This is a genomic window from Klebsiella sp. ME-303 (assembly GCF_007910085.1).
GTDB classification, from domain to species: Bacteria; Pseudomonadota; Gammaproteobacteria; order Enterobacterales; family Enterobacteriaceae; genus Klebsiella; species Klebsiella michiganensis.
In genome coordinates this window covers 234,789-247,115 of record NZ_VOJB01000061.1, presented here as the reverse complement: position 1 = coordinate 247,115, position 12,327 = coordinate 234,789, and the positions used below count along the sequence as shown (strand labels likewise).

Here is a 12,327-nt window from a genome sequence, read left to right as displayed (position 1 = left end):
ACCCCTGGGCGTGTCAGCCGTTATTTTTTTGGCGATTACCGCGTTGCCGTACTCCATCCACGGGGCTTTTATTATTTTAAAATCGAAGGCTTGACCTCCTGTGGAATGGGGCACCGGTAGGGCCTTTCGGCTAAGACCTGCGCCAGTTCCTGCTGGCTGGCGGTCAGTAACGCCCTGTCGCTGAACAGACGAATGGCCGTCGCGCCCAGCACTTTCCCCGCCAGCAGCATCCCTTTGTGGGCGATGGAGGTTCTGCCCTGGCTCACCAGTTGCCAGGAGTGCAGCGGCGTCCCGACGGCAAAACAGGGGCTGAAGCACTGGGCCACGGGGGCCTTCCAGCTCACGTCGCCGACGTCGGTAGAGCCCGCAAGGATGTTGTCCGTTGCCGCCCACGGCGCCACTTCATCGATCAGGCGCGTTTCGCGGTGGCGGCGGGCGAACGCTTTCCCGTCCTCGCCGCCGGTGTCGGCAATGTTTTTCAGGCTGTTATTGATATCGTTCGCGCTCAAGGTTGCGCGAATTTCGGCGGCGAATGCGCGCTCTTCCGCGCTCCAGGGCGGCGTGCCGTAATGGCAAACCGCCTGATACATCGCCGCTTCCAGCGTGCGGTTGGGCAGATAGCTGGAACAGGCTTTTTCGAAGCGACAGCTGACGCGGGTCTCGGTCATCAACGCCGCGCCCTGGGCGATTTTCTCGATCCGGGCGAAGATTTGCTGCGCGTCGGCCATTTCCGGCGCGCGAATGAGATACAGCACCTCCGCCTGCGCCTGAACAACGTTGGGGGAGACGCCGCCGGTATCGGTGATGGCGTAGTGCACCCGCGCTTTTTCGATAATATGTTCGTTAAGGAAGTTGCTGCCGGTGGTCATCAGCGTCACGGCATCCAGCGCGCTGCGGCCCAAATGCGGCGAGTTTGCCGCGTGCGCCGCGGTGCCGGTAAACCGCCACGCCGCCTGAATGTTGGCAAGGGTGCGGGTGCTGAACATCCCGGCCCAGGCTTCCGGATGCCAGGTCAGAGCGGCATCGATGTCATCGAATAACCCCTCGCGGACCATGAAGGTTTTCCCCGAGCCGCCTTCCTCGCCGGGACAGCCATAGAAGCGAAGCGTGCCGGCGCCGCCCTGTTGCTGCAGCCAGTTCCTGGCGGCGACCGCGGCGGCGAACGCCGCCGTACCAAGCAGATTATGCCCGCACCCGTGGCCGTTTTCTCCCGGCGTCGAAGACGCGGGTTCCGCGCAGTGGGCCTGCTGGCTGAGCCCCGCCAGGGCGTCAAATTCGCCGAGGAGGGCAATCACCGGTTGGCCCGCGCCGAAGCTGGCGATAAAGGCGTTGGGGATCCCGCCGGCATTGCGGATCAATTGAAAGCCTTCCGCTTCCAGCGCATCGGCCAAACGCGCAGCCGACCAGAACTCCTGAAAGCGGGTTTCCGGATGGTCCCAGATATCATCGGCAATGGCGCAAAAATCGTTGCGCCGCCCCTCAATAACGTCATCGACAAATTGATAAACGTGTTCCATTACACACCTCGCTGCCAGGGAAAGTTCAGGGCGACGCGTGCTAACGTTTCGACGGCCAGGGTCATCACGTTCTCGTCGAAATCGAATTTTTCATTGTGGTGACCGGCGCTCAGTTCCGTGCCGAATATCATGTATGAGGCGAGACCGCCGCGCTCCTGGACCCGGGCCATCATCAGGGTGGCATCCTCGGAACCCGCCGGGGCAGCGATACGATCGACAGCCTGTTTAACGCCGGGGACCTGGGCCGTCTGCTGGCGCAGATAGTCCACCCACGCCGGCGACGGGGCGCTGGAGGTGGCCGCGCCCATCAGCTGCAACTGGTAACTGGCTTCATACATGGTCGCCGCACCGGCGATCGCCTGTTTAGCCCGCTCAAAGACGTACTGGTTAATGGCATCGGTTTCGCCACGGGTTTCGACTTTTAATAGCGCGGAGGAGGGAACCACGTTACGTCCGGTACCGGCCTGCATGACGCCGACGTTAACCCTTGACGCCCCGGCGCTGTGCGGCGCGATGGCGTGCAGGGCAAGGGCGGCCTGGGCCGCCGCCAGTAGCGCGTTACGGCCATCTTCCGGTTTACCGCCAGCGTGGGCGGCGACACCGCTGAACTGCACATCGAATTTGGTGGTGGCCATAAAGTTATCGCCGCCGCAGACGACGGTGCCGGCAGGGACGCCGGTACCGATATGAATGGCGGTAAAGTAATCCACCTCATCAAGTACGCCCGCCGCGACCATGGCGCGCGCGCCGCGGGTACCTTCTTCCGCCGGCTGGAAAATCAGCTTGATCGTCCCGTTGAGCTGCGCGGCATACTCCTTCAGCACGTGCGCCAGACCCAGCCCGATTGCGGTGTGACCGTCGTGGCCGCAGGCATGCATCATACCGTCGTTGCAGGAGGCAAAACGATCGCGATGCGGGCGGTGACTATCGTCATGCTGCTCGTTGAGATCGAGCGCATCCATGTCGACGCGAAACGCCAGCGTCGGCCCCGGCCGCCCGGTATCGAGGGTCGCCACCACTCCGGCGAAGCCGCCCTCAAACGCCGGTAGCCAGCGTTCAGGCGCACCCTGCGCGCGGGCGCGCTGGAACGCCTGTGCCAGGGTCTCTTCATCAGGCAGGCCCATACGGCTATCGGCATCGATAACGTCGCGCCCCAGCGCCAGCTGATAACCCAGACCGTCTAATACTTCCGCCACTTTGCTGGCGGTGCGGAACTCCAGCCAGCCGGATTCCGCATGCAGGTGAAAATCGCGACGCCATTCGGTCATTTTTGGCGCCAGCTGGTTGATGAAATCATAAAGTTGCGGCATAACCTTTCCCGTTATAAGCAAAAACTGTGATGGTGTTCACGAAGTGATAGCCTTTACTTATCACTCATCACTTTCATGCACTCTCATCCTTAACCTGCCACAGCACAATCGATTACAGTAGATGTCATTTTCTTCTGTCTGATAAACACTGGTTATCACTCACAACATGTCATTTCAGATTAAATTTCACCACATTCGCGCCTTCGTTGAGGTCGCGCGCGAAGGAAGTATTCGCGGCGCCAGCCGGGCGTTGGCGATTTCGCAGCCGGCGTTGACCAAAGCGATTAAAGAGCTGGAAGAGGGGCTCTCCGCGCAGCTGTTTGTCCGCCGTAGCCAGGGGGTGGCGTTGACCGAAAATGGCGAAAGCTTTTATCAACATGCGAGCCTGATCCTGGAAGAGCTGCGGGTGGCGCAGGATGAATTGCTGCAACGTCAGGGCGAGCAGGCCGGGCAGATTAATATCGGCCTTGGCGCCAGCGTAGCGCGTTCGCTGATGCCTTCGGTTATTTGCCGCTTTCATCAGCAGCATCCGCTGGTGAAGGTGCGGATTATGGAAGGACAGCTGCTGGCGATGATTAATGAACTGCGTCAGGGTGAGCTGGATTTCACCATCAATACTTACTATCCCGGCCCCTACGATCATGAATTCAGCTTTGAGAAGCTATTTGAGAAACCCTTCGCGGTATTCGCCCGCGCCGGTCACCCGGCGGCACACGTCACTTCACTGACCGAGCTGCTCGATCACCACTGGACGATGCCGACGCCGCGCGGCAGCTACTTCAAACAGCTGCAGGAGATGTTTAACCAGGCCGGACTGGCGCCAAAGGTGGATATCGTTTGTGAGACTTTCTCCTCGTGCATTAGCCTGGTGGTGAAAAGCGATTTTCTCAGCATTCTGCCGGTCGAACTTGGCAACGACCCGATGATGGCGGATAAGCTGGTGATGATCCCCATCCGCGAAGCGTTACCCAAAGCCACCTATTTTCTGATTCAGCGCCGCGATACGCGGCAAACGCCCTTAACCGCGTCATTAATCACGCTGTTTCGTCGTCAGAGCCGACAACTGTTTCCATAATCGCGCGGAGGTGGTTAAACGCGTTGAGGAGGCGCCGCGAGACGGCTATAGTAACCACCCGGTAGTAGCTGGAGGAGCGCGCATGAACCTTGACGACAAATCCCTATTTCTTGGCGCCATGGAGGACGTTCAGCCTCTGAAACATAATCACGATGTTCACTGGCACCCCGTGCGCAATACCCGCGCCGCGCAGCGGATTGATCCCCTGCAGCTGGATAACTTTCTGACCACCGGCTATCTCGATATTGTGCCGCTGGCAACCGCCCTTGAGTTTAAGCGGGAAGGTCTGCAAAGCGGCGTACTGGATAAGCTCCGGCGCGGCAAATACGGCCAGCAGGCAAGCCTCAATCTGCTGCGCCAGCCGGTGGAGAAGTGCCGACAGAATCTGTTTGCTTTTGTGGTCCAGGCGCAAAAAGAGGGGCTGCGTAATGTGCTGATCGTGCATGGCAAAGGGCGCGACGATAACGCGCACGCCAATATTATTCGCAGCTACCTGGCGCGCTGGCTGGTGGAACTCCCGGAAGTCCAGGCGTTCTGCGCGGCGTTACCGCACCACGGCGGCAGCGGCGCCTGCTACGTGGCCCTGCGAAAATCGGCGGAGGCAAAGCAGGAAAACTGGGAGCGCCACGCCAAGCATAGCCGCTAGCGCATCAGCAGCGTCAGTTCCCGGGCTGCTTTCTGTAGCTCGGGTAACACCCGCTCCAGCATCTCGTGCGTGGAGACCTGCCCGGCGTGTACGCCGACGTTCAGCGCCGCCTGAATCTGCCCCTGAGGGTTAAACAGCGGCACCGCCAGCGAGCGCAGCCCCATCTCGAGCTCCTGATCGTTAAGCGCGTAGCCCTGCTGGTGCACGCGCTTAAGTTCGGTACGCAGCTTTGCAACCGAATCAACGGTTTGCGGGGTATAGCGAATCATGGTGACCCGGCCCAGCATATCGTTCAGCTTCTCTTCCGGCTGATAGCTCAGCAGCACGCGTCCCATGGAGGTCGCCCAGGCGGGCAGGCGGCTGCCGATGTCGAGATCGATGGTCATAATGCGCGAACTCGACGCGCGAGCGATATAAAGAATGTCGTCGCCGTCGAGAGTGGCGATGGAGCAGGACTCATTGAGCATTTCGCTTAAATGCTTCAGCACCGGCTGCGCCGAACGCGCCAGCGGCGTGGAGGCAAGCCAGGCGTGGCCCAGCGCCAGAATTTTCGGTCGCAGCTGGAAATTTTTACCATCTTCGGCGTAAACAAAGCCCAGTTTGCTCAGCGTATACAGGCAGCGGCGCACCGCCGCGCGCGGAATGCCGGTCTTTTGGCTGATCTGCGAAATTGAGAGCAGCGGGCGCTGCGGAGTAAACGCCTGGATCACCTCCAGCCCGCGCGCCAGCGAAGCCATAAAGTTCGGATCGCCCTTAAACGGATCGCTATCGCCCGTCAGTAAATCATCTGGATGCTTCTCCATTTTCTTCTCCGTATTTGCCGTCGATCACATTCTTTCGCTAAACATACACGATGTTCGATTATCGCACCATATTTCGATTATCGCCCTTGACCAGCATCGTTAAGCGGGTCACATTTTGTGCGAACAACGAATAAAAGTGCGATTACCGCACATACAGGAGCGACCTGATGATTGATAAAAGCGTGTCGACGCTACGTGATGCCATCGCCGGGATCCACGACGGGGCGACCATAATGATTGGCGGTTTTGGCCCCGCCGGGCAGCCGACGTACCTGATAGATGCTCTGATAGAACAGGGGGCCCGTGATTTAACCATTATCAACAACAATGCGGGCAACGGCGAAGTCGGCCTGGCGGCGCTGCTGAAGGCCGGTCGGGTGCGAAAGATGATCTGTTCATTCCCACGTCAGGTTGATTCGCAGATTTTCGATGACCTTTATCGCCGCGGCAAAGTTGAGCTGGAGCTGGTACCGCAGGGCAACCTCGCGGCGCGGATCCAGGCGGCAGGCGCTGGCCTCGGCGCGGTGTTTACCCCCACCGGCTACGGTACGCCGCTGGCGGAGGGGAAAGAGACCCGCGAAATCGACGGGCGTCATTACGTGCTCGAATACCCCATCAGGGCCGACTTCGCGTTGATCAAAGCCCACCAGGGCGACCGCTGGGGAAACCTGGTTTATCGCAAAGCGGCGCGCAATTTTGGCCCGATTATGGCGACCGCCGCGAAAACCACCATTGTAGAAGTTTCGCAGCTGGTGCCCTTGGGCGATCTCGACCCGGAAAGCATCATTACCCCGGGCATTTTTGTGCAGCGCGTCTACTCCCTGGAAAACCTGATTGCCGCTAAAAGCGCCTGAGGAACTCTTAATGCAAAAACTGACTCGCGATGAGATGGCCCAGCGCGTGGCCCGCGATATTCCCGAAGGCGCTTACGTCAACCTGGGGATCGGCTTGCCCACCCGCATCGCCAACTATCTTCCTGCCGATAAAGAAATCTTCCTGCACAGCGAAAACGGCCTGCTGGGGATGGGGCCGAAACCGCTGCCGGGGGAAGAGGATCCGGAGCTGATTAACGCCGGGAAAGAGTATGTGACTCTGCTCAACGGCGGCTGCTACTTTCACCACGGCGACTCCTTCGCCATGATGCGCGGCGGGCACCTCGATATCTGCGTGCTTGGCGCTTACCAGGTTTCCGCCAGCGGCGATCTGGCGAACTGGAGTACCGGCGCGCCCGACGCCATTCCTGCCGTCGGCGGAGCGATGGATCTGGCCATTGGCGCTCGTCAGGTCTTCGTGATGATGGATCACCTGACCCGCGACGGGGAGTGCAAGCTGGTAGAGCACTGCACCTATCCGCTGACCGGCGTCGGCTGCGTCAGCCGTATCTACACCGACCTGGCGGTCATCGATATCAGCGAAAGCGGCCCGGTGGTGCGGGAAATCTTTAACGGCCTCTCTTTTGAGGAACTGCAGCGCATCACGCCGGTGGCGCTGACTTTTGCACAACTGGCGGAAAGCGCGTAAGGAACCTATGATGAATCAGGCATTTATCTGTGATGCGGTGCGGACGCCGTTCGGCCGCTTTGGCGGTACCCTGGCCGCCCTGCGCGCCGACGATCTGGCGGCGCTGCCGCTGAAAGCGCTGCTGGAGCGCAACCCGGGACTCGATCCGGCGCGTATTGACGATGTGATTTACGGCTGCGCTAACCAGGCGGGGGAAGATAACCGCAACGTCGCGCGCATGGCGCTGCTGCTGGCCGGTCTGCCGGAAAGCGTACCGGGTAGTACCGTAAACCGCCTGTGCGGTTCCAGCCTTGATGCAATCGGTATCGCAGCGCGCGCGATTAAAAGCGGCGAAACTCAGCTGATGATCGCCGGCGGCGTGGAGAGCATGTCGCGCGCGCCGTTTGTGATGGGCAAGGCCGAAAGCGCCTTTAGCCGCACGATGCGGATGGAAGATACCACCATCGGCTGGCGCTTCATTAACCCGCAGATGAAAGCGCTGTACGGCGTGGATTCGATGCCGGAAACGGCGGAAAACGTGGCGGACGATTTCGCCATTTCGCGGGAGGATCAGGATGCGTTTGCGCTGCGTAGCCAGCTGCGTACGGCGGCGGCGCAGGAGGCCGGACGCTTTGCCAACGAACTGATCGCCGTCTCGGTGCCGCAGCGTAAGGGCGAACCGCTACTCTTTAGCCGCGATGAGCACCCGCGCAGCACCACGGCGGAGGCGCTGGCCAGGCTGCGCGGCGTGGTGCGCGCCGACGGTACGGTGACGGCAGGTAACGCTTCCGGAGTCAACGACGGCGCCTGCGCGCTGCTGCTTGCCAGCGAGCAGGCGCTGGCCGCCAATGATTTACAGCCGCTCGCCCGCGTGGTGGGCGTCGCGACGGCAGGGGTGGCGCCGCGTATTATGGGATTTGGCCCGGCGCCGGCGGTACGTAAGGTGCTGGCGCAAACCGGGCTAACGCTTGGGCAGATGGACGTCATTGAACTGAATGAGGCCTTTGCCGCTCAGGCGCTGGCGGTCACGCGCGATCTGGGTCTGCCCGACGATGCGGCGCACGTCAACCCTAACGGCGGCGCGATAGCCCTCGGACATCCGCTTGGCGCCTCCGGCGGCCGTCTGGCAATGACCGCGGCGTACCAGCTGCGCCGTACCGGCGGGCGCTATGCGCTGTGCACCATGTGTATCGGCGTCGGTCAGGGGATCGCGCTGATTATAGAACGCGTTTAAGGAGCCATAATGAGTTTGTTGACCCCGATGATGCGCACCAGTCCGCTGACCGCCTGGTTCAGCGATGCGCAGCGGGTACAGGGGATGCTGGATTTTGAAGCCGCGCTGGCTCGCGCTCAGGTCGAATGCGGCCTCGTGCCGCAGGCGGCGCTTAATCCCATTATTGAGAGTTGCCGGCACGAAAACATCGACTTTGCCGCGCTGGGGCAGGCCGCCGCCAGCGCCGGGAATCTGGCGATCCCGCTGGTCAAACAGCTGACCGCGCGGGTTAAACAACGGGATGACGCGGCGGCGCGCTACGTACACTGGGGGGCGACCAGCCAGGATGCTATCGACACCGGCTTTATCCTGCAACTGCGCGGCGCGCTGGCGGAAACGGACTCCCTGCTGCAGCAACTGCTCGACGCGTTAGCCCATCAGGCGGCGCGCTATCAGGATACGGTGATGCCCGGGCGTACCTGGATGCAGCATGCGCTGCCGGTCACCTTTGGTCTGAAACTGGCCGGGACGCTGGATGCGCTGCTGCGCTGGCAGGTGCGTCTGCGAGAGATGCGCTCAAGGGTGCTGGCGCTGCAGTTTGGCGGCGCGGCGGGCACCCTCGATTCCCTTAAAACGCAGGCGCCGCGGATCGCTGGCGCGCTGGCGAAAACTCTCGACCTGCAGCTTCCGGACGCGCCGTGGCACAGCCAGCGTGACCGGCTGCTGGAGGTGGGGGCATGGTACGCGGGCGTCTGCGGCACGCTGGGTAAATTCGCCAATGATTTTTCTCTGCTGATGCAAACCGAGGTTGCAGAGGTGGGTGAACCGGTCGCCGAAGGACGCGGCGGATCGTCTACCATGCCGCACAAACGCAATCCCATCTCCTGCGCCGCTATTTTGACCGCCGCCCAGCGTACGCCCGGGCTGGTGGCAACGCTCTATGCCGGGCAGATCCAGCAGCACGAGCGGGCGCTGGGCGGCTGGCAGGCGGAGTGGGAAACGCTGCCGGAGCTGATAACCCTCGTCGGCGGCGCGCTGGCGCAGAGCGAAGCGCTGGTCCGCGACATGCAGGTCTTCCCGCATAAGATGCGCGCCGACCTCGATATCACCCATGGCCTGATTATGGCCGAGGCCGTCACTCTGGCGCTGGCGGAGTTTGTCGGCAAAGCCGAGGCTCATCACCGGGTTGAGGCGCTGTGTCGCCAGGCGCTGGATGCGTCACGTTCGCTGTTAAGCGTGCTGGAAACCGATCCGCTGGTCAGCGAGCATCTCTCCGCCAGCCGCTTAACCCAACTGCTGGACCCGACAACGGCGACCGGCAGCTCAGCACTCTTCGTGCGCCAGGTTGTGGCGCGCTATAAGGAGCAACGTTATGAATGTTGATTATCAGATAGACGGGCCGCAAGACGCGCCGGTCATCGTTCTCTCTAACTCGCTGGGCACTACCCGGGCGATGTGGCAGCCGCAGCTTGAGGCGTTAACGCAGCATTTTCGCGTGCTGCGCTACGATACCCACGGCCATGGCGCCACCCGTAAAAACGGTAAAGTGACGCTGGCGCAGCTCGGCGAAGATGTGATTGCGCTGCTCGATCATCTTAATATCGCTAAAGCCTGGTTCTGCGGGATTTCAATGGGTGGCCTGACCGGTCTGTGGCTGGGGCGCTTTGCCCCTGAACGTTTTCAGGGGCTGGTCGTTGCCAACACCGCTGCGCGTATTGGCGACCAGGCCGGCTGGCTGTCGCGCGCCCGCACGGTGCGTCAGGAAGGGATGGAAGTGGTCGCCGCAGGCGCCGCGGACCGCTGGTTTACCCACGCATTTCGCCAGAAGACGCCGGAAGTGGTGGAAGCACTGTGTCACCAGCTGACCCATATCGATGCTGAAGGCTATGCGGCCTGCTGCGAAGCGCTGGCCGCCGCCGATCTGCGTGGAGAGGTCGCGCAGATCGCGATTCCGGTGCTGATCGTCGCCGGAGAAAGTGACCCTGTCACAACGGTGGCGGACGCCAACTTCCTGCATCAGCAGATCCCGGTCTCAGAAGTCGTCGTGCTGGCGGCTTCGCATTTATCGAATATCGAAGCGCCGGGGGCGTTCAGCTCGGCGCTGCTGGGTTTTGTTCAGGGGGAAAAGCATGGACGATAAACAGCGATATCAGCGGGGAATGGAGGTCCGGCGGAAGGTGCTCGGCGATGCTCACGTCGATAAGACGCTGGAAAAGCTGACGCCGCTGAATGAAGAGTTCCAGGATTTTATTACCCGCTACGCCTGGGGAGAGACCTGGACCCGACCGGGGCTCGATCATCATACCCGCAGTATGATCACCATCGCCATGCTGATTGCCCTGAACCGCGAAGCTGAGCTGAAAATGCATCTGCGCGCGGCGTTTAATAACGGCGTCACCCGCGATGAGCTGAAAGAGCTGATTATGCACTCCGCGCTCTACTGCGGCCTGCCCGCCGCCAACGCCACGATGCATCTGGCGCAGCAGGTATTTGACGAGCTGGATGCCGTTTAGCCGCCACCCGGCAGGTTTGTCGCACATCTCAGGCCGTCATGCGACGGCCTTCGACGGTTACCCGCCGCCAGGGGCGGGTAATATCATCCTCTTTGCTGCGAACAGCCTGCGCACTGCTTATTCTGGATCTGCTGGAAGAAGTCATTGCCTTTGTCATCCACCAGAATAAACGCCGGGAAGTTTTCCACTTCGATTTTCCAGATGGCTTCCATCCCCAGTTCAGGATAGGCCACGCACTCCAGGCTCTTGATGCTCTGCTGCGCCAGCACCGCCGCCGGGCCGCCGATGCTGCCGAGGTAAAAACCGCCGTGCTTGTGACAGGCATCGGTGACCTGCTGGCTGCGGTTGCCTTTGGCCAGCATCACCATGCTTGCGCCGTGGGATTGCAGTAGGTCGACGTAAGAGTCCATGCGGCCTGCGGTGGTCGGGCCAAGGGAGCCGGACGCATAGCCTTCCGGGGTTTTCGCCGGGCCGGCGTAGTAGATCGGATGATCTTTGACGTACTGCGGCAGTTCTTCACCGTTATCGATAAGCTCTTTCAGCTTCGCGTGGGCGATATCGCGGGCCACAATAATGGTGCCGTTGAGCGTCAGACGCGTCGAGACCGGATGGGCGGAAAGCTGGGCCAGAATCTCGCTCATCGGCTGATTAAGATCGATGCTGACGACCTTGCCTTCGCCCTGCTGGCGCAGATGTTCGGGAATATACTGACCCGGGTTGCTCTCCAGTTTCTCAATCCAGATCCCCTGGCGGTTGATTTTGGCTTTGATATTGCGATCCGCCGAGCAGGAGACGCCCATGCCCACCGGGCAGGAGGCGCCGTGTCGCGGCAGGCGGATGACGCGGATATCGTGGGCGAAGTATTTGCCGCCGAACTGTGCGCCGAGACCGAGGTTTTGCGCCTCCACCAGCAGTTCCCGCTCCAGCTGAATATCGCGGAAGGCCTGGCCGTGTTCGTTGCCTTCGGTCGGCAGTTCGTCGTAATAGTGGGTAGAGGCCAGCTTCACCGTTTTTAGCGTCGCTTCTGCCGAGGTACCGCCAATCACAAAGGCGATATGGTACGGCGGGCAGGCGGCGGTACCGAGCGTGCGCATCTTCTCAACGAGATAGTTTTTCAACTTCGCCGGAGTGATTAACGCTTTGGTTTCCTGATACAGATAGGTTTTGTTGGCCGAACCGCCCCCTTTGGCCATACAGAGAAATTTATATTCGTCGCCGTCGACGCTGTGGAGGTCGATTTGCGCAGGCAGGTTAGTCCCGGTATTGACCTCTTTGTACATATCCAGCGCGGCGTTCTGCGAATAGCGCAGGTTATCCTCGGTATAGGTGTTATAGACGCCGCGGGCGAGGGCCGCTTCATCACCGCCGCCGGTCCACACGCGCTGGCCTTTCTTACCCATAATAATCGCCGTGCCGGTATCCTGGCAGGTGGGCAGCACGCCTTTAGCCGCGATTTCAGAGTTGCGCAGGAACTGCAGCGCCACGTACTTATCGTTATCGCTGGCTTCAGGGTCGAGAAGGATCTGCGCGACCTGTTTTTGGTGGGAAACGCGCAGCATAAACGCCGCATCGTGAAAGGCCTGCTGTGCCAGAAGGGTGAGGGCCTGAGGGTCTACTTTGAGGATCTCCTGGCCTTCAAATTCGGCCACGGACACGTGCTCTTTGCTCAGCAGATAGTATTCAGTCTTATCTTTTGCTAGCGGAAAGGCTTCCTGATAGACAAATGGTTTAGTCGACATTGCTTTGCTCC

At 60.7% G+C, this 12,327-nt stretch carries 12 protein-coding genes; 8 read left to right on the top strand and 4 right to left on the bottom strand.

All coding sequences use genetic code 11. The annotated features are described in order from the left end of the window. Window positions 1–71 precede the first annotated feature (71 nt). Entirely contained in the window at window positions 72–1,517 is a 1,446-nt protein-coding gene (locus tag FQK12_RS06650) for a M20 family metallopeptidase (RefSeq protein ID WP_014229562.1), read from the bottom strand. Further along, complete coding sequence (locus FQK12_RS06645) at window positions 1,517–2,827, bottom strand: M20 family metallo-hydrolase (RefSeq protein ID WP_014229561.1); 1,311 nt, start codon at window positions 2,825–2,827, stop codon at window positions 1,517–1,519. The genes FQK12_RS06650 and FQK12_RS06645 overlap by 1 nt, the downstream gene beginning before the upstream one ends. Window positions 2,828–2,993: 166 nt before the next feature. Here FQK12_RS06645 and FQK12_RS06640 point away from each other — a divergent pair, with 166 nt between their 5' ends. Both FQK12_RS06640 and smrA read left to right on the top strand, forming a co-directional pair. After that, complete coding sequence (locus FQK12_RS06640) at window positions 2,994–3,902, top strand: LysR family transcriptional regulator (RefSeq protein WP_014229560.1); 909 nt, start codon at window positions 2,994–2,996, stop codon at window positions 3,900–3,902. 82 nt (window positions 3,903–3,984) lie between these two features. After that, the gene (smrA, locus tag FQK12_RS06635; RefSeq protein ID WP_014229559.1) at window positions 3,985–4,548 is read left to right on the top strand and encodes a DNA endonuclease SmrA; all 564 of its coding nucleotides are present in this window, start codon (window positions 3,985–3,987) and stop codon (window positions 4,546–4,548) included. Here the strand turns inward: smrA and FQK12_RS06630 are convergent. Next, on the bottom strand, window positions 4,545–5,351 hold the full coding sequence (locus FQK12_RS06630; RefSeq protein ID WP_004851343.1) for an IclR family transcriptional regulator C-terminal domain-containing protein: 807 nt from the start codon (window positions 5,349–5,351) through the stop codon (window positions 4,545–4,547). The genes smrA and FQK12_RS06630 overlap by 4 nt on opposite strands. Before the next feature lie 167 nt (window positions 5,352–5,518). On the opposite strand from FQK12_RS06630, the gene FQK12_RS06625 reads away from it, so the two are divergent. The 6 genes from FQK12_RS06625 to pcaC are packed head-to-tail and all read left to right on the top strand — an operon-like array spanning window position 5,519 to window position 10,577. After that, a complete protein-coding gene (locus FQK12_RS06625) occupies window positions 5,519–6,205 on the top strand; it encodes a 3-oxoacid CoA-transferase subunit A (RefSeq protein WP_014229558.1) in 687 nt (228 codons plus the stop codon). A gap of 10 nt (window positions 6,206–6,215) precedes the next feature. Next, window positions 6,216–6,872 carry a 3-oxoacid CoA-transferase subunit B gene (locus FQK12_RS06620; protein ID WP_014229557.1) on the top strand — a complete coding sequence of 219 codons (657 nt, stop codon included), beginning with the start codon at window positions 6,216–6,218 and terminating at the stop codon, window positions 6,870–6,872. Window positions 6,873–6,882: 10 nt separating this feature from the next. Continuing rightward, window positions 6,883–8,085 carry a 3-oxoadipyl-CoA thiolase gene (gene pcaF / locus FQK12_RS06615; RefSeq protein ID WP_014229556.1) on the top strand — a complete coding sequence of 401 codons (1,203 nt, stop codon included), beginning with the start codon at window positions 6,883–6,885 and terminating at the stop codon, window positions 8,083–8,085. 9 nt (window positions 8,086–8,094) lie between these two features. After that, entirely contained in the window at window positions 8,095–9,447 is a 1,353-nt protein-coding gene (locus FQK12_RS06610) for a 3-carboxy-cis,cis-muconate cycloisomerase (protein WP_014229555.1), read from the top strand. Beyond that, window positions 9,437–10,204 (top strand): 3-oxoadipate enol-lactonase, encoded by a 768-nt coding sequence (gene pcaD / locus FQK12_RS06605; protein WP_014229554.1) that lies wholly within the window; start codon window positions 9,437–9,439, stop codon window positions 10,202–10,204. Before FQK12_RS06610 ends, pcaD begins: the two co-directional genes overlap by 11 nt. After that, window positions 10,194–10,577, top strand: coding sequence for a 4-carboxymuconolactone decarboxylase (gene pcaC, locus FQK12_RS06600; RefSeq protein WP_014229553.1), 384 nt, complete (start codon window positions 10,194–10,196; stop codon window positions 10,575–10,577). The genes pcaD and pcaC overlap by 11 nt, the downstream gene beginning before the upstream one ends. An 83-nt stretch (window positions 10,578–10,660) precedes the next feature. Here the strand turns inward: pcaC and fumA are convergent, their stop codons facing one another. Continuing rightward, on the bottom strand, window positions 10,661–12,316 hold the full coding sequence (gene fumA, locus FQK12_RS06595) for a class I fumarate hydratase FumA (RefSeq protein WP_014229552.1): 1,656 nt from the start codon (window positions 12,314–12,316) through the stop codon (window positions 10,661–10,663). Window positions 12,317–12,327: the final 11 nt, after the last annotated feature.